This is a genomic window from Candidatus Dadabacteria bacterium (genome assembly GCA_009837205.1).
Lineage (GTDB): Bacteria > Desulfobacterota_D > UBA1144 > Nemesobacterales > Nemesobacteraceae > Nemesobacter.
The window spans coordinates 1-17,498 of record VXTZ01000032.1; the positions used below are offsets into that span (position 1 = coordinate 1).

The following is a 17,498-nucleotide window of genomic DNA, read 5'->3' on the forward strand; positions in this document are numbered from 1 at the left end:
GTCATTACTTCCGCAGAAGGGGTTACCTACAGCGGGAACGCAACTGAGGGTTTTTCCCTCACCCCCCTTGGAGAAGGAGGAAACATAGTCTACAGGAGAAGAACTATAGATCTCCCCGTTACCCGGGATGAATGTCCCTCGCCAGACAATCCGGCACTGATCATATCCCGAAGCACTCTTGACCGTGTCCGGGAAATAACCTTCGAGCTTAAAGAACTCTCTCCCCACGATCCCCCTCCGGGGTTTCGCATGGAGGGCTGCACAGCGGAAATATATCCGGGAGTAAGACTCGGACAAACAGAGACAGTTACGGTATGCCTGCCCCCAGCTGAAATCGAAGGGGAATCGCATATTCACCGTTACGACGGGGAATGGGAACGTCTTCCCTCACGGCTTGATGAGGTTAACGAAGAAGAACTTCTCTGCGGGGAGACAGATACATTTTCCCTGTTCGGAGTTTTTGTTCCCGTTATTGATTCAGCGGAAGGGGTTTCCCACAGTGAAGACGAAGAGGAGGGTTTCTCTCTTACTCCCCTTGGAGTGGGAGGAAGCATAGTTTACGGAAACAAATCAATAGATCTTTCCGTTACAGGGGATGTAGCGTCAGACAATCCTTCGGTGATAGTACCCCGCAATGTTCTTGACCGAGTCGAGGAGATAACCTTCGAGCTTCAGGAAGTTTCTCCTCATGATCCGCCCTCCGGGCTTCGTCTTTCGGGTTTCGCTGCGGAAGTGGATCTGGGGGTCACGCTTGGGGAGGGAGAGACAGTTACGGTGTGTCTGCCCCAAGCCGGGGGAGATATTTACCGTTACAGTGATGACCTGGGGGAGTGGGAGGTTCTTCCCTCGCTGGTTGAGACGGTTAACGGAGAGGAACTTCTTTGCGCGGAGACGGGTGGTTTTTCCCTGACTGGGGTTTTCGTAGAGGAAACGGGAGGGTGCGCTGTTGCCGCAAGCGGAGAAGGAACACTCCGGTGGCAGGAAGCCCTGTTTAACCTGCTTCTTACCATATCCGTGCTGCTGCTGATTGCGAGGCCTGGGGTTTACGGCAGAAAGCCGGCGTCTGGATGAAGCAGAGATTTCAAGTCAGTTGAGTCTGGTTTGAAAAGAGAAGAATTCCGGACAACCAGAAAACTTAAAACCCGGACTTCCTGTATTTGCTTCTTGCATTCTGCAAATTTTGCTTGGACAAAACCCGGATTTGTTTTATAATGGTTTCGTTGTATCGAAAACCCAGACTTCGGAGCAAAAACCTCTCTATTCAAGGATAAACCCCCATGGACGCAATTATTGATCTTTTTACCAAGGGCGGAATATACATTTTCCCCCTGATTTTATGTTCCATATTTGGACTTGCGATTTTTCTTCAAAAGCTTCAACTCCTTCAGAGGAAGAAGCTTCTCCCCGAAGAGTTTCTTTCAAGCCTGTACGAGACTGTCGAGACAAAGGGGCTTGAAGAGGCAAAATCCCTTTCCGCATCAAACGATTCTGCTGTAGCCAAAATGGCTCTCGCAGCCGCGCAGAACTCAGGCAAATCGAAAGAGGAAATGCATGAAGCCATTGAGGCCGCAGGAAAGAACGAGGCCCAAGGTCTTGAAAAATATATCGAGACTCTGCTCACCATAAGCAGCATAAGCACCCTTATCGGGCTTCTCGGAACAATATCGGGAATGATAAAGGTGTTTGCCGTCATATCGGAGAAGGATATAGTGGATCCGCCTTCCCTCGCAGGAGGTATCTCGGAAGCCCTCTACACAACGGCTCTCGGACTCACGATAGCAATCCCGGCGCTCATAGCCTACAAGTACACAGATGGAAAATTCAAGGAGATAATCTCCGAGCTTGAGGACGAAGGCAAGAAAATACTGGAAACTTTTTCCGCAAAGGCATCCCTATGAAATTCTCGCAAAGAAAATCAGGTAGCAGGTCCGGCATAGACATGGCTCCCATCGTGGACGTGATTTTCAACCTCCTTATTTTCTTTGCCCTTACACTCAATTTCGCCATATCAAGCGGCATAAAAGTCAACCTCCCGAAAGCAACCGGCGAAATCGTTGAGATAAAAGACGTGAACATACACATTGCCAAAGACGGGAAAGTTTACTTTAACGACATGCTTATGCGTTCCGAGAGATCTTTGAAGCGGGAGTTTGAGAAGATACCCAACAAAGACACCCTAGTAATAATAAGGGCGGATTCCCAAGCCATGCACGGCCCGGTGGTAAGCACCATGGATCTGGCAAAGACCCAGGGGTTCTCGAAAATAGCAATCGGAGTTGAGCCGAAGCGATAAAACTTCCCTGTAATCGCTTCCCCGGCAGCCTTGGCGGTAACAAATAAAATTGAATTCAACGAAAAGCGCTTTAACTTCGCTTACAGACCTGATAACAAAGTTCTTCATCCTCTGGATAATTCTGTTCTCGGCCGTAGCGTACTTTTTTCCCTCCGTTTTTCGGGATCTCGGATTCCTCATAGTGCCCATGCTCGCGGTGATAATGTTCGCTATGGGCATAACACTCAAAACAGATGACTTCAGGAGAGTCTTTTCAAGACCGCTTGAAATCCTGACAGGCGTTTTCGCCCAATACGCCGTGATGCCTCTTTTGGGCTTCCTCCTTGTCTTTGCCTTCGGCACACCCCCACTTGTCGCCGCGGGGGTCGTTCTCGTCGGTTCATGCCCCGGAGGAACGGCGTCAAACGTGATCACCTATCTGGCGAGGGGCGATCTCGCGCTTTCCGTAACGCTGACTTCGGTTTCAACGCTCCTTTGCCCGTTTTTCCTGCCAGCGCTCATGTACGTTTACGCGGGAAGATGGATAGATGTTCCGGTCGCCGATCTTTTTATCTCCGCGCTTCAGATAGTACTGCTGCCGGTCCTGCTCGGAGTGGTATTGAGGAAGCTGCTCGGAAGAAAATCAGAGGCCGTACTGCCCTTCCTGCCCTCAGTATCGTGTCTTGTTATAGCTTTTGTGGTGGGAATAGTAGTGGCTTTGAACGCGGAATCCATAAAAACCATCGGCGCAATGGTTTTCCTCATAGTAATAATTCATAACGCTCTTGGTCTCACATGCGGTTATTTTATAGCGAAGGCAATGGGTTTCGGAGAAAGCAGCGCCAGGGCTATATCCGTCGAGGTGGGAATGCAGAACTCGGGGCTCGCGGTAGCTCTTTCCCAGTTGCACTTCGGCTATCTCTCCGCCCTTCCCGCCGCGCTTTTCAGCATCTGGCATAATATCTCGGGCGCGGTTATAGCCTGGTTATGGAGAAACAAAAGGATTAATGAAGAACGATAAGAAAGAAAAACTTCCCATAAGGGGCTATCTCTTTCTGATAGCCACCGCTTTTTTCACGGCGCTTTCCTACGCAATAGGAAAGGCGCTTGAGCGAAGCGACCTTCACCCCGAAACCACCACTTTTTTCTGGTTCTTCGGAGCTTTTATAGTCGCCTTAATCCTGTTCCCCTTTCTTCGCTCGCAGAGAAAGGAACTAAGAAGAATCCGAGAGTACCGTGCCATTTTCATCTGGAGTTCCGTTATAACCTCGGCTGGGGCCGCCTTGTGGATGGTTGCGCTCTGGACGATCGGGCCGGCCCTTACCTCGTTCCTGATGAAGGCCCAGACGCTTTTCGCGCTTCTGCTCGGCATAATCTTCCTCGGTGAAAGGCTCAACAAGGGAGAAAGCGTAGGAATAGCCTTGACGGTGGCCGGCGGAGCGGTGGTCGCCTACCAGAGAGAGGATTATCTAATTTTCGGAACCGCCATGGCCCTCGGGGCCGCGTTTTTATATTCCTTTCTCTCTTTCATGGTAAAGAAGATAGCGCAGGACCTGAACATGCTGACAGTCGCGACGCTTAGAACCCTGGGAGTCTCCATAGTCCTTTTCATTTACCTAATACTCACCGGGACATTTCAGCCTCCAAGCCTAGAACAGGCGTTTGTGATGGCGTGCGGAGGTGCGTGCGGAGCGTATATAGCAAAAGGAAGCCAGTTTCACGCCATAAAGCTTCTCGACATCTCACGAACAACCGCCGTCATGCCGATGGAATCGATCTTCGTGCTGATCCTCGCGCATGTTTTCTTCGACGACCTGCCGTCGATTACCAAACTTCTCGGCGGAGCGTCAATAATCGTCGGGGTCGTCTTCCTCGTGCTTTTCCGGGGACAGAAAAACGATATCCTCGGCAAGTGAATCCTAGCTGGAACCGGAGAAATCCGTTCTGAGTTCCCTTCTCATCCGATGCCTCTGCTCGGCCAGTTCAACAAGCATCTCGAGCATCTCCCCGACGCAAAGCCCGCTTGCCTCCCAGAGTTTCGGGTACATGCTTATCGGAGTAAACCCGGGAATTGTGTTTATCTCGCTTACAAACACCTGGTCCGTATCAGCGTCAACCAGAAAATCCACCCTCGCCATACCGGTACAGCAAAGAGCAGTATAGGAAGCAAGAGCGAGAGTTCTGACCCTCTCCTGAGTCTCGGGGTCAAGGTCGCATGGAATCCGGAATTGCGTTGACTCGTCGTGGTACTTCTTTTGGTAATCGTAAAAGCCCCCTTCCACGACCAGCTCTCCCGGAACCGACGCCTGCGGGTCCTGATTCCCTATTACGCTTACCTCAATTTCTCTTAGATTCTTCACGGCCCTCTCAACGATCACCCTCTCAGAAAAATCAAAAGAAGCCTCCACCGCTTCGGCAATTGCCTCAGGAGAATTCACCCTTGAAACCCCCACGCTTGAACCCAGGTTTGAGGATTTAACAAAGCAGGGAAATCCTATTTCGTCTTCTATGCGGCGGAGAACTGCTTCCTTATCGTTTTGCCAGTCGGTTCCTGAAAAACCGAAAAACGGGACAACCGGGATACCGTTATCCCTGAGGATTGCCTTTGAGACTATCTTGTCAATGCAAAGCGAAGACCCAAGCAGGTCCACTCCCACGCAGGGAACACCCATAAGATCGATAAGACCCTGTACCGATCCGTCCTCGCCGAAGGTTCCGTGAAGAACGGGGAAAACGGCGTCCACGGAAAAAATCTCCTTTATCTCTCCGTTGACTATTTCAGCGAAACGACCGGGGGGAGAGCCGTAGAGCATGGGGACGATCTCGGAGTCGGGAACCACGGCCGGAGGATGCCCCTCCTGCCAATTATCAAGAACGGCCCTCTGCCATCTGCCATCCTTCGAGATTAAAACCGGCAGCAGAGAAAATTTTGAAGGATCAAGGTTGCTGATGATAAATTTTGATGAAACGAGCGACACTTCATGCTCAACCGAAACACCGCCGAAAAGAACCACTATCGTTTTTCTGCTCAAGTTGTAACCCCCGACATGCTTAAGGAAAAGATTTCATGGAAAACTCTGAAAAATAACAACCCGCAAAATCCCGTTCTTACCAGTTATTACTAAATTTTCCATAACATACTTTGACTATTGAAACTATGTGGTTAGAATTATTGTACAAATAACTTACGGAAAAATAAACCGAAAGTCCCTCCGCGGAATATTATCGTCCCACCTTTTGACTTAAGAATCACAGTAGTTAAGATGGACGGGATTTCCGCAGAGAAAATCAACATGAACTTAACAGTCATACTTAGTATTCTCCTCGCCGTTTTTTTCCCGTGGGCATCCGTCACCGCCTCAAGCCTGACGCAACTCCCTGAGCAGTTCCAAGAGGCACAGGCAAAGTCCGCCGAGCTAACCGAAGAAGCCTCAGAAGCTGAACCTGCAGACACTTTGCGGAATCCCGAGGACAAAAGCAAAAAAGCTGAGGAAACCGCAAAAACAGATACGGATCCTGCAGCCCAATCACCCCTTAGTTCTGACGAACAAGGCCCACAGGCCCAGCAGACAGAGCCTGGAACCGAAGAAATCTCAGAGGACGAACCCACAGACGCTTTGCAGGCCTACGAAGACATAAAATTCGAGATAAAAAGAAACTCAAAGGTTGATCGCTATATCCGACGGTTCTCAGGAAAAGGAAAAAGAAATTTCGCCGTGATTCTCAAACGCTCCGGGAAATACCTTCCGGAGATAAAGGAAATGCTTCGCTCCGAAGGTGTTCCCCAGGAGATTGCGTATCTGCCTATTATAGAAAGCGGGTTTAACCCACGCGCCGTTTCAAAAAAAAACGCTGTTGGGCTATGGCAATTCATAAGGCCGACCGGACTTAAATACGGACTGAAAATAAACTACTGGGTAGACGAGAGAATGCACGCCGAGAAATCGACCTTGGCGGCAGCCAGATATCTAAGGAAGTTGTATGAGGAATTCGGTTCATGGGAACTTGCCCTCGCCGCCTACAACTGCGGAGAGAAGAGAGTGGCGAAGGCTATCAGGAGAACAGGTTCAACCGATTTCTGGACAGTATCAAGAAGGCTTCCCAGGGAAACAAGAAACTACGTGCCGAAATTCAACGCCGCTTTGATAATAGCCAAGAACCCTGAGAAATACGGTTTCAGGATTACGGAAACGGGGAGAGACTACGAAGCCGTGAGCGTTCCACCCAGAAAAAGTATTGCGGAAATCGCCAACCTCCTTGACATGGGATACAAGGAGATTTCCAATTACAACCCTTCGCTCGTCGGACTTTCCACTCCCCCCGGAAAGAGCTATAAGCTCAAGGTTCCCAAAGGTTACGGAGAAAAACTCCTTGCCGTTAAAAGCGAAGTGGAGACCCTGAAGGACGTTAAGACTCCTTTCAGGACAAGGCCGGTAAGATACACCGTAAAGACTGACGACAGCCTCTGGAAGATAGCCAGGAAGTTCGGAACGTCTGTCGAGAAACTCAAGTACGCAAACGATCTCTCGGGTACGATCATACGCCCCGGCCAGAGGCTTAAGATACCCGCAAGAGGAAACGTCATATACGTAAAGCACAAAATCCGCCCCGGGGAAAATATTTACGTTCTGGCAAAAAGATACGGAACTTCAATCGACGAGATAAAAAGGGCTAACAACCTCAAGGGCTCCCTTATAATAGCGGGGAAAACCCTTTCCATTCCACAGAGGCTTTTCCACTCTTACGTGCCGCAGGACGTTCCGAAGAAGGTGCACCACAAGATAATCCCCGGCGACACGCTGAGCGAGCTGGCGCTTCGTTACAGGGTGTCGGTTTCCCAGATCAAGAGGTGGAACAACATGTCTTCAACCATGCTGATCGCCGGAAGAAACCTCGTCATCTACAAATAAATCCCGGATGCTGACAGTACGGTCAATAAGAGAAGACCTTCCGCACAAAGCCCCGGAAATAAGAAAGAAACTCGGGGAATTTGAGAATATTATCAAAAACGCCTCCGAAGAAGCAATCTTCGAAGAACTCGTCTTCTGCATATTCACGGCCGGAACGAGCGCCAAGATGGGACTGAGCGCGCTTAGTGCCGTAAGAAGCATACTCCCGAGGGCAAGCGAGGACGAACTGAGGGCAAGACTGCAGGGAGTTTACAGATTCCCAAACGTGCGCTCAAAACACGTGATCCACACAAGAGACTATTTGGCCAGCAGATACGGACTCAGACTAAGACCGCTTCTTCTTTCCTTTGAAGATCCGGCAGAGCGAAGAGACTTTTTCGCGCTCAACAAGGATATAAAGGGGCTCGGTTTCAAGGAAGCAAGCCATTTTCTAAGAAATGTTGGTTTTCGCGGCTACGCAATTCTTGACAAGCACATACTCCAGTGTCTCTTCGAGCTAGGTATAACGGAATCTCCGCGGGCACCGCACTCAAGGTCAAAATACATTGAGATTGAGAACAAGTTTAAGAAATTCACGGAGAAAAACGGATTTGATTTCGATGAAATGGATCTGTTTCTGTGGAGCGAGAAAACAGGCGAAATACTGAAATGACGCCTCGGAAAACAGGGTCCCTCGGATGACGGAAGAAGAAAGACTGGAGCTTCTGGAACTCTACGAGCTTAAAAAAGAAGAGATACAGGACCGGCTTCTGGAATTCAAGCAGGCTTTTCGGGAGGCTGACGACCGCCAGATCTTCCGTGAACTTTCATTCTGCATACTGAGTTCCGGGATCGGCCCCAAAATAGCAGGCCAATGCATGAGCGCCATAGGAGAGAAGCTCGTGGACGGAGAAGAAGACGAACTGCTGGAACGTATTGGAGCAATTCACAAATATGCCGAGAACGCATCCCGCTATATCGTTTTCACCAGAGAATATCTCAGGGAAGAACACGGATTTCTTTTGAAATCACTTGTCAGTTCTTTTGAAGACAGGGTGGAAAGAAGAGATTTCTTCGCGAAGAATCCGGGGATAAAAGGACTCGGATACATGCAGGCAAGCCATTTTCTGAGGAATCTGGGATTCTCAGGCTATGCGATTCTTGACCGAAACAATCTGGCATCCCTTTTCGAACTGGGGATCATAGGCGAAACGAAGTATCCCCTGACGAAAAAAAGATACCTTGAAACCGAAAACCTTATGACGGAAGCCTCTCGCGAACTGGGAATCAGTCTTGATGAGCTTGATCTGCTTCTCTGGTCAAGGAAAAGAAAATACGTTCCGAGATAAGGTCACCCGGAGTCATGCTTTATGAAGACCTCGGCCCAAAGCGGCGCGAATCCGTCTGTGGTGTCGTGAAAAGCCCCCCTGTACCTGTTAAGGCCCATTATGCCGTCTGTGTAGTCCTTGTAGGACGTCTGGCTCATGTGCGCCTCAATCGCCTGGCGCTTGCGGTCGGCAAAAGACGTTATATCCTCGATCCGGTCGTATGAAGGAAAAGGCGTCCACACCTCATAGAACCAGCATTCACACTCAAAAGGGCTTTCCCCAAGCGCCGCGTCGAGACAATCAAGCGTCAGGCGGGAAACCGTCCTGTGGGTTCTGTGCTTGTCAATTTCCGGATGCGGGAGGTATATCTCCCCCGGGCGGAGATTTGTTATTATTTCCGCCATTCTGGAACTGAATTCACGCTTGTTCGAATCGGACTCCATGTCGGAGAACCCTAGAAGAGAAACCTTCACTCCGAGTATCTCTGAGGATGTCCTAACTTCCCGTTCCCTTGTCTGCACAAGCTCTTCTTGCGAGATACCAAGGGGATTCGCACTTCTCCTTCCATCCGTAACGACAAAGGAAACCACGTCAACACCTTTTTCCAGAAGCAGGCAGGCAGTTCCTCCCATGCCTATTTCAAGGTCATCCGGGTGCGGAGAAACTATAAGGGCTTTTGTCTCTTGCATATCGGTCCTTCTCAGTGAAAAGAGTACCGGAATCTAAATTACACCGTGAACTCAAATTAGGAAAATACCAATAATGCCCTGTTGCGCGTTTTGTCGAGAAAGCAAAGAAGGAAATTCAAAAATGGAATCGAGCAGGCAATGGATAAAACGGCAGAGGTGAAAACAGACTATCAGATCGCCGCTTGATTATGCTCCTGTACACCAGATTTGACTATGTCTCCAAACGCATCCCTAAAAGTAGGTCTGAACCTGCGCTCTTACCATCGACTCATCAGACTCTGCGCCAACGAGATCCTCTTCCCTCTGGAACGTGTAGTCAAGCTGCACTTTCCACTTGTGATTGCCGCTCAGGTAGTAGCTAAGCCCCTGGGTAAACGTCCATACGTTGTCAAGGTCATTTCCTCCGAGAACGCTGGCACTATCGTCAAAGATGACCATCGCGTACCTCGATGCAAGCTCAATCTTTTTCGGAAGGAGGAAGAAACCGCCCTGAACCCTGAAACCTTGATCATAGGCAGTATCTACTCCACCCTCATCGGGATTGGCCCACCTTCCTACATACTCTCCGGTAAGATTGAACCTTGGATCCCTGTAGTTTATATCCGCCGTAAAGGAGGTGACTGTACCGCTCTCAAGCGCTCTCTCTCCGGATGGAATTCCTATATTGCCATCATTGCCGTCCTCAACATCTATGCCCGCAACAGCGGCTGCAACCATGAGCGTCGGCCTCTTGGCAAAATTCTCTTTTACACTTCTGGCTTTCCCGCCGATAATGGCCGCCTGAACCCTTCCTGCCCAGAGCATTCCGGTGTCACCCTTGTCGTTTTTCTGGTTCGCAACTTCGCCTTGGAAAACGCCCGCATCATAGCGGATCATGCCGTCGCCGAGGAAACCGTAAACACCACCACCGATATCCCTGCCATACCCAAAGTAATCGTCTATGATCGAGGTTCCCACAAGCTGCAGGGCGGTAATTGAGGTAAGAAACTCTCTGCTAAACGGAACCTTGTACTGGCCTATCGTGGGAACAAAAGCCTTGTTCTTGGCAAACGAAAGCCTCATATCCTTTAGCCCGCCCCCTGCGAGATCATACTGAACCGTGTATTTCATCCAGGGAGCGAAAGCGTTACCGTCCCAGATCAACCAGAGGCTTCTTACACTGAAACCGAAACCCTCTTCGTCAGCGTCAGGATCTGTGTAGTTGGCCAGAAACTGTCCAAAAAAGCGCATCCTGAGCTTGTAGTTGCTGTCCGCGGTCTGGAAAGTAAGACCCGCGCCTTTTTTGGTCTTGACCTTTATCTTGTTGTACCAAGCCTTGGAGTCTTTCACCGTGGCCTCGTACTCCTTCATGTTCATCTGCTGCTCAAGCCTTTCTATCTGCTTCTTAAGGTCCTCTATCTGCTCCTTTATGCTCTGGTCGCCGTCGGCTTGGGCGGGAAGTGACATAAAGGTAAACAGCGTCATTAAAGAAACAGCTAAAACTGCTAAAATCCTCATCTTACGTCCTCCTCTGAGTTATATCCAAATCTGGTGTACGGAGGGTTTGAAAAAAAAGCGGCATATCCGATTGATTTGAATTCACTCAAACTAATCAACAGGAGGATACACCTCCATGGGCAGAAAGAATAAAGTTTTTGGGGCGAAAGGTCAAAAAGAAACGATTGATCCGTTGAGAGGGCTTTCCGCTAGATCTATTCCCTGTTCTGGACAGAAATACGCGGACCAGAGGTTGCCTGCTGGCCAAGTACATATATAATTTTCGCTCGACTGCTTTATCAAATTTTCCCCAAAGGAACGATCAATGGAGTACGAAGCGGTAATCGGTCTCGAAGTACACGCACAACTTGCCACTGAATCCAAGATATTTTCTTCTTCCTCGACGAAATTCGGAAGTCCCCCCAACTCCCAGGTGAATCCGGTCTGTCTGGGAATGCCGGGGGTGTTGCCGGTTTTTAACGAAAGGGTTCTTGAATACGCCATAAAGGCCGGTCTTGCGACCAACTGCGAAATCGCCCAGAAATCCAGATTCGCAAGGAAGAACTACTTCTACCCGGATCTTCCGAAGGGATACCAGATTTCGCAGTACGACGAACCGCTTTGCCTCAGAGGACATCTCGAGATAGATTTGGGGGACGGCAAAAAAAAGATCAGGATAACCCGAATACACCTGGAAGAAGACGCGGGGAAACTCGTGCACGAATACTCCGACTTTGAAAGCCATGTGGATCTCAACAGGGCGGGAGTACCGCTTGTGGAGATAGTCAGCGAGCCCGACATCTCAACTGCTGAAGAAGCGGTTGAATACGTAAGGAAACTTAGGACAATCCTCAGGTATATCGAGGTTTGCGACGGGAACATGGAGGAAGGAAGCCTGCGCTGCGACGCGAACGTCTCCGTGCGGCCGGCAGGGCAGAGCGAACTCGGAACTAAAACTGAGATCAAAAATCTTAATTCCTTCCGCTTCATACAAAGGGCCATAGAATACGAAATAAAGAGACAGGAGGCGGTTCTGCGAAGTGGCGGAAAGGTGGTCCAGGAAACAAGGCTTTTCGACTCCCAAAAAGGGGTCACGTTCGCAATGAGATCAAAAGAGGAGGCTCACGACTACAGATACTTCCCGGACCCGGACCTTCTCCCGGTTGTGGTGGTGGAAGATTATCTGGAGAGAATCCGCCTGTCCCTCCCGGAACTTCCCGAAGAAAAACTCAGCAGATTCGTGGATGAATTCAATATACCGAGAAACGATGCCGAGACGCTTTCATCTTCAAGACCGCTTGCCGAATACTTTGAAGAGTGTGCAAAACACACGAAAGACAAGAAGGCGGCGAGTAACTGGATATTAAACGAGATGCTTAGAGAAGTGGAGAACGAAGACAGCATAGCAGAATTTCCGGTCAAGCCCGAGAACCTCGCCGAACTGCTTAACCTTATCGGGGAAGGAAAAATAAACCGCAAGACCGCCAAGGAAATATTCTCCGAGATGATAAGCGGGGGAAAACGCGCAGAAGAAATAGTAACCGAAAAGGGACTTGCCCAGATTACCGATGAAGACGAGATCTCTTCTATTATAAGCAAAATAATCGAAGAAAATCCGAAGGAAGTCGAGAGATATAGGAACGGGGACACAAAGCTCCTCAGTTTTTTCGTCGGTCAGGTGATGAAGGCAACAAGGGGAAAAGCCGATCCCGCAGTAGTAAATCAAACGCTCAGAAATTCTCTCGGATAATCTATGGGTGCGCGTGAACATATGCGCCAACGCATTTGCACGGCACCGTTCATCCTCTCTCGCTAGGCTTCGTCATCGGCACCGCGTTCGTGAAGGAGGTTCTTGGACAGCTGCTTCGCCTCGTCAAGAGTGTCCACAAAATTCCCGGCGGGGACACGGTGGAAGACCTTGAGAGATTGCAGGACTTTACCCACGTCACCAGACAGGCCCAACACGATACAGGCGGTGTCATCATCAATGGCAGACTGGACGAGTTCCTCAATCGCAAGCGCAGCGCTATCGTCCACGTTGGTGGTCTCGGAGAAGTCGAGGATGATGACGTCGTGATCCTCGATGTCCGCAGCAATAACTCGGGTCAGTTCGTTTGCGGAAGCGATCGAGAAACTTCCTCTTAACTTGATGAATCCGACGGGCAGGTTATGGGGATTGATGTCCGCTAAAGACGGTAAAGAATCAAAATCCAGAACTGGCAGGGAAAACACGCCTTCCAGTTCGTTCTGAGTCAAGTCTCTCGAGCGCACCACGCCCGCAGTGATCAACCCGAGCGCGACAGCGGTGACTAAATCAACAAACACGGTCACGAGGAAGGTGAGGAGCATTATAAAGACATACTCAAGGCGAATCACCCGCAGATGGACAACAAAGCGCCAGTCAATAATATCCCAGCCGACTTTAATCAGAATGCCGGCCAGAACAGCCAGCGGAATCGGTTCGGCAATCCAGCCGAAGCCGAGCAGCAGGCCGAGCAGCAAGATCGCGGTCAGGATGCCCGCAAGCGGAGTGCGCCCGCCGGCCCGGATGTTGGTGACGGTGACCAGCGGAGCTCCCGAGCCCGGCAACGCGCCCAGAATACCGGCCGCCAGATTACCGAGGCCCTACCCCACGAGTTCCCGATCGGGGTTGTGGCGTGTGCGGGTTTGAGAATCTGCTATCAACGAGGTCAGCAGGCTGTCAATGGAACCGAGAAGCGCAAGAATCAGTGCCGGCTCCAAAAAGTGCCCGATTGATTCCAGCCCTATCTGCGGAACCTGAAACGCGGGAAGGCCCGCAGGGATCGCGCCCATGGTTCGTGCCTCGTTGAGTCCGAACAACGCAATGCAGGTGCCGATCGTCAAGGCGGCCAGTGCAGGGGGCAGGAAGCGTCGTATCCGGCGGGGCCAGAAAATACAAATAGCCAAGGCGATTAAACCAACAGCAAGGTCGTGCGGATTGGGGTTGGCAATGGCTTCCGGCCAAGCAGCAATCTGGACAAGCGGCCCTCCCGGAATCGGCTCAGCACCGAGGATAGTCACGACCTGGAGGATTATGATGATCGCGCCGATCCCGGTCATGAAACCGGAAATCACGGAGTATGGAGTGTACCCCACAAAGCGTCCGACCCGGAGAAACCCCAAAGATATCTGTATCAGGCCGGCCAGCATGACGATGGTGAATGCGGTCGCCAGATCGTGGGCATACAGGGTGACAATCGCAGCCATGGCGATAGTCATCGGACCGGTGGGACCGGAGATCTGCGCAGGCGTGCCGCCGAACGTAGCGGCAAAGAATCCCACCGCGACAGCACCGTAGATTCCAGCAACCGGCCCTAGCCCCGAGGCAACGCCAAAGGCTAACGCCATCGGCAGAATTACGATCGCGGAGACAACACCGCCGAATAGGTCATCTAGAAAAGTGGGCCCTATCAACCCGAAAGAAGAATTTCCCTTTTTTTTCCCGAACAATTTAAAGCTGCTTCCTTTCTCGGCAACTTTCCACCCAAATCTTAACAAACTTCGTCCGGAGTACGCCCCTCAATCCCCTGACGGCGCCAAAGCTTGTTGTAAAATCCTATCCTCTCTCCCCTTAAAACTCCTTGCTTCTTTAACCGAGCCATAAGCGTTTAGATATAACTAGTTCGTATTATAAACCACAAGCACTAAGAATATCCTCTTTTTATATGCTCTTCGAACTCGTCTCTGAATTTTCTCACTATTGAGTCAACGGGCATGGCGCAGCCATCTGCAAGGGCACATATGGTCGTTCCCCTCATCTGCGAGCACGCGTCAAGTATTATGTCGAGGTGCTCAATGGATCCCTTACCTTCGTCAATCTCCCTCAGTATCTTCTCAAGCCACCACGTCCCTTCTCTGCACTGAACGCACTGGCCGCATGACTCATCTCTGTAAAAATGGGCAAGGTTCTGGGCTACCTTGATCATGCTCACCGTTTCATCCATCACAGTTACTCCCGCCGTCCCAAGCATGGAGCCCGCAGCCGCAACGGTATCGAAATCCATCGTAATGTCCAGTTCATCCGCGGAAAAAAACGCGGAAGAAGAACCACCGGGAGAAACCGCTTTTATTTTTCTTCCTCCAGGAACTCCTCCGCCGTACTCCTCAATCAGCTCAAGAAGGTTTATTCCGAGGGGAAGTTCGTAAAGCCCGGGCTTGTTTACATGCCCGCTCAGCCCGAAAATCTTGGTTCCGGTGTTTCTGGGAGTCCCTATCGAGGCAAACCAGTCCGCCCCGTTGTTTATTATATGGGGGACGCATGCAAGCGTCTCCACGTTGTTGACTATGGTGGGGCAGCCGAAAAGGCCCACCTGAGCCGGAAAAGGAGGCTTGGGTCTCGGCTCTCCCTTTTTTCCCTCTATTGACTCAAGAAGACCGGTCTCCTCCCCGCATATGTAGGCGCCGGCGCCTATATACAGCTTCATATCGAGATCAAAGCCGCTTAGAAGTATGTTCTTGCCGAGATAGCCGTGTTCGTAAGCTTCCTCTATTGCCTGCTGTATCCTTTTGGCACCGTACGGCATCTCCCCTCTTATGTATATGTAGGCTTTGTGGGAGCGGATAGCGTAGCAGGCGATTATTATGCCCTCTATCATCTGATGGGGATCTTTCTCCAGAATCTCCCTGTCCTTGAAGCTTCCGGGTTCGCTCTCATCGGCGTTGCAGCAGAGATAAACCGGTTTCTTGGAGTCGGGCGGAATGAAGCTCCACTTTATCCCCGCCGGAAAGCCAGCCCCTCCCCTTCCCCGCAGACCGGATTTCTTGACCGCGTCGGTTACTTCTCCAGGGACCATGCCAAGGGCTTTTCTCAACGCCGAGTATCCCCCCGAGGACAGATATGATCCGATGGTGTAGGAGTTGGGCCTGTCGACGTAATTTCTTATGACTCTTTGTTCGGGCATTTTCGAGTCCGGTTAAAGCAATTTCTCAATGGAAAAAAGGATGAATATGGATAAATATTAAATGCGATTGCCGGAATTTTTTCAAGGAAAAATGGAAAAAATAAGGCCGGGCATAAAAAAACCCCGTGTTCACTGCTTCTAGCGAGCTTCTTCCTCAAGCAGAATGTCCGCTACATACTTGGCAAACGACATCGAGGATGTAAAAGCGGGCGATATGGCGTTTAGAACGTGAACAGTGTTCTCTTCCCTGCAGACGACGTAGTCCATAACGAGTTTTTTCTCCTTCCAGTCCACAAGCTGCGAACGGATACCGGTTTTCGCAGAAGAGACTAGGTGACGGGGCAGCAGACCGGGAACCAGCTTTCTGGCTTCTGAGTAGAAATGGGATCCCAGATATTTTTTCACCTCGGAGAGCGCATTTGCCCTGAATCCGCTGTCACTTACGAACATCGACGCGTTTCTGTAAAGAAACCGGAACGACTCAAGCCCCAGGTCCTCAAGAAATCCGTAGCTCTCCCTTCCCAGAACCGGCACGGCGGTAGGGCCGATAAAGACCCGTCCCGAAGTGCTCCTCGTGAAGTGCACCCCCAGAAAAGGCATTCTCGGGTCGGGAACCGGGTAGATATTTCCGCGGACAAGATAAGTGCTTTTTTTCGTAAGTTCGCTGTAGGAACCCATAAAAGGGATGGCTCTGTACCTGAGACCCACTCCGAATTGGCGCGCTATGACGTCCGCGTGGAGGCCGGCAGCGTTTATGAGTTTTCCATAACCTATCTCTCCCGCGCTCGTAAGGGCGACGCGATTCTTTTTTTGTCCAATAAAAACCGTGTCAAAAAGTACTCGTGCTTTCCCGGTTTTTTTAATCTTCGAGCAAAGAGCCTCCAAAACGCCCATAGGGTCAAACACCGATGTCGCGGGAGAATATATGGCTTTCTCAAACGTAGCGGCATGCGGTTCTACCTCTGCAAGCTCTTTTTCATCGATAAGATACGACTCCACTCCGTTTCTCTGCGCCCTCTGCTGAAGTGCCTGGAGTCCTTCAAGCTTTTCCTCGGAGTCCGCCACGATGGCCTTGCCGCATTCGGATATAGCGACTCCGTTCTCACGGCAGAAATCTCTCATCATCCGGTTTCCCTCAATACAGTACCGCGCCTTCAGAGAATCGGGCGTGTAATAGATCCCGGCGTGCAGAACCCCGCTGTTTCGGCCGCTTGAATGCGCCCCCAAGCCCTCTTCCTTTTCCAAAACAATGATGTTGCTGCAGCCGCGCAGAAGAAGTTCATTTGTGATTGCAAGACCCACAATTCCTCCGCCAACAACAATAAAATCGCAATTTTTTTCCATTACTCCGACCCTTCTCGTCCGTTTTCTGGCAAACCGGGTGTAAATCAGGTATACTGACCGTTTAATATAACTTAATAAAATGGGCAGGAAATTTAAAGCAGGACAAAACGCTGTGTACCCAGTTCTCGGTGTGGTTGAGGTTCAGGGAGTTGAGGAAAAGGAAATACTGGGCTCGAGAAAATCCTTTTACATACTTAACGTTCTTGAAAGTAGCGTAAAACTCATGGTCCCCACGGATAACATAGAGTCCGTGGGCTTAAGGCCCGTAGTACCCAGGAAGGAAGTAAAGAAAATCCTTGACATACTAAAGGAAGAAAACGGGGAAGTGCCCAAGCTGGGAGTCCAGAGCTGGAACAAAAGGTATAAGGAATACGCCGACAAGGTTAAAAGCGGCGACATTTACGAAATAGCCAGGGTACTAAGGGACATACACCATCTGAAAAAAGTAAAAAACCTCTCTTTCGGCGAGAAGAGAATAATGGAAAACGCCCTTTCCCACGTAGTTAAAGAACTTTCCATATCGCTTAGAAAAAAAGAGGGAGAAGTCAGCAACCAGATAGAGGAAATCTTCTCCTAAA

Annotated in this window: 16 protein-coding genes; 9 read left to right on the forward strand and 7 right to left on the reverse strand. The window is 50.3% G+C overall.

Translation table 11 applies throughout. From position 1 onward, the window contains the following. Positions 1–1,277: 1,277 nt before the first annotated feature. From F4Z13_07550 to F4Z13_07565, 4 genes are read left to right on the forward strand one after another with little or no spacing between them, the layout of a single operon-like run. Positions 1,278–1,898, forward strand: a complete 621-nt coding sequence (locus F4Z13_07550; GenBank protein ID MXZ49076.1) for a MotA/TolQ/ExbB proton channel family protein — start codon at positions 1,278–1,280, stop codon at positions 1,896–1,898. After that, the gene (locus tag F4Z13_07555; protein MXZ49077.1) at positions 1,895–2,293 is read left to right on the forward strand and encodes a biopolymer transporter ExbD; all 399 of its coding nucleotides are present in this window, start codon (positions 1,895–1,897) and stop codon (positions 2,291–2,293) included. Before F4Z13_07550 ends, F4Z13_07555 begins: the two co-directional genes overlap by 4 nt. Before the next feature lie 43 nt (positions 2,294–2,336). Beyond that, positions 2,337–3,293: a bile acid:sodium symporter family protein gene (locus F4Z13_07560; protein ID MXZ49078.1), complete on the forward strand. Its 957-nt coding sequence runs from the start codon at positions 2,337–2,339 to the stop codon at positions 3,291–3,293. Beyond that, positions 3,280–4,188 carry a DMT family transporter gene (locus F4Z13_07565; GenBank protein MXZ49079.1) on the forward strand — a complete coding sequence of 303 codons (909 nt, stop codon included), beginning with the start codon at positions 3,280–3,282 and terminating at the stop codon, positions 4,186–4,188. The genes F4Z13_07560 and F4Z13_07565 overlap by 14 nt, the downstream gene beginning before the upstream one ends. Positions 4,189–4,191: 3 nt before the next feature. Here F4Z13_07565 and F4Z13_07570 read toward each other — a convergent pair whose 3' ends face one another. Beyond that, positions 4,192–5,304, reverse strand: a complete 1,113-nt coding sequence (locus tag F4Z13_07570; protein MXZ49080.1) for a D-alanine--D-alanine ligase — start codon at positions 5,302–5,304, stop codon at positions 4,192–4,194. 231 nt (positions 5,305–5,535) lie between these two features. Between F4Z13_07570 and F4Z13_07575 the strand changes: the two genes are divergently transcribed. From F4Z13_07575 to F4Z13_07585, 3 genes are read left to right on the forward strand one after another with little or no spacing between them, the layout of a single operon-like run. After that, complete coding sequence (locus F4Z13_07575) at positions 5,536–7,182, forward strand: LysM peptidoglycan-binding domain-containing protein (GenBank protein ID MXZ49081.1); 1,647 nt, start codon at positions 5,536–5,538, stop codon at positions 7,180–7,182. 7 nt (positions 7,183–7,189) lie between these two features. Beyond that, a complete protein-coding gene (locus F4Z13_07580; GenBank protein ID MXZ49082.1) occupies positions 7,190–7,834 on the forward strand; it encodes a hypothetical protein in 645 nt (214 codons plus the stop codon). Positions 7,835–7,859: 25 nt separating this feature from the next. Beyond that, a complete protein-coding gene (locus tag F4Z13_07585; GenBank protein MXZ49083.1) occupies positions 7,860–8,510 on the forward strand; it encodes a hypothetical protein in 651 nt (216 codons plus the stop codon). A gap of 2 nt (positions 8,511–8,512) precedes the next feature. Here F4Z13_07585 and F4Z13_07590 read toward each other — a convergent pair whose 3' ends face one another. Both F4Z13_07590 and F4Z13_07595 read right to left on the reverse strand, forming a co-directional pair. Next, positions 8,513–9,178: a PIG-L family deacetylase gene (locus tag F4Z13_07590; GenBank protein MXZ49084.1), complete on the reverse strand. Its 666-nt coding sequence runs from the start codon at positions 9,176–9,178 to the stop codon at positions 8,513–8,515. A gap of 231 nt (positions 9,179–9,409) precedes the next feature. Beyond that, entirely contained in the window at positions 9,410–10,675 is a 1,266-nt protein-coding gene (locus F4Z13_07595; protein ID MXZ49085.1) for a hypothetical protein, read from the reverse strand. 304 nt (positions 10,676–10,979) lie between these two features. On the opposite strand from F4Z13_07595, the gene gatB reads away from it, so the two are divergent. Next, positions 10,980–12,404 carry an Asp-tRNA(Asn)/Glu-tRNA(Gln) amidotransferase subunit GatB gene (gene gatB / locus F4Z13_07600; GenBank protein MXZ49086.1) on the forward strand — a complete coding sequence of 475 codons (1,425 nt, stop codon included), beginning with the start codon at positions 10,980–10,982 and terminating at the stop codon, positions 12,402–12,404. 62 nt (positions 12,405–12,466) lie between these two features. Here gatB and F4Z13_07605 read toward each other — a convergent pair whose 3' ends face one another. The 4 genes from F4Z13_07605 to lhgO form a co-directional block, all read right to left on the reverse strand. After that, positions 12,467–13,243, reverse strand: coding sequence for a SulP family inorganic anion transporter (locus F4Z13_07605; GenBank protein MXZ49087.1), 777 nt, complete (start codon positions 13,241–13,243; stop codon positions 12,467–12,469). A gap of 36 nt (positions 13,244–13,279) precedes the next feature. Continuing rightward, a complete protein-coding gene (locus F4Z13_07610) occupies positions 13,280–14,173 on the reverse strand; it encodes a SulP family inorganic anion transporter (protein MXZ49088.1) in 894 nt (297 codons plus the stop codon). 146 nt (positions 14,174–14,319) lie between these two features. Beyond that, on the reverse strand, positions 14,320–15,576 hold the full coding sequence (nuoF, locus tag F4Z13_07615) for an NADH-quinone oxidoreductase subunit NuoF (GenBank protein MXZ49089.1): 1,257 nt from the start codon (positions 15,574–15,576) through the stop codon (positions 14,320–14,322). 138 nt (positions 15,577–15,714) lie between these two features. Further along, positions 15,715–16,920: an L-2-hydroxyglutarate oxidase gene (gene lhgO, locus F4Z13_07620; protein MXZ49090.1), complete on the reverse strand. Its 1,206-nt coding sequence runs from the start codon at positions 16,918–16,920 to the stop codon at positions 15,715–15,717. 79 nt (positions 16,921–16,999) lie between these two features. Here lhgO and F4Z13_07625 point away from each other — a divergent pair, with 79 nt between their 5' ends. Continuing rightward, complete coding sequence (locus F4Z13_07625) at positions 17,000–17,497, forward strand: CarD family transcriptional regulator (protein ID MXZ49091.1); 498 nt, start codon at positions 17,000–17,002, stop codon at positions 17,495–17,497. The last annotated feature ends 1 nt before the right edge of the window (position 17,498 follow it).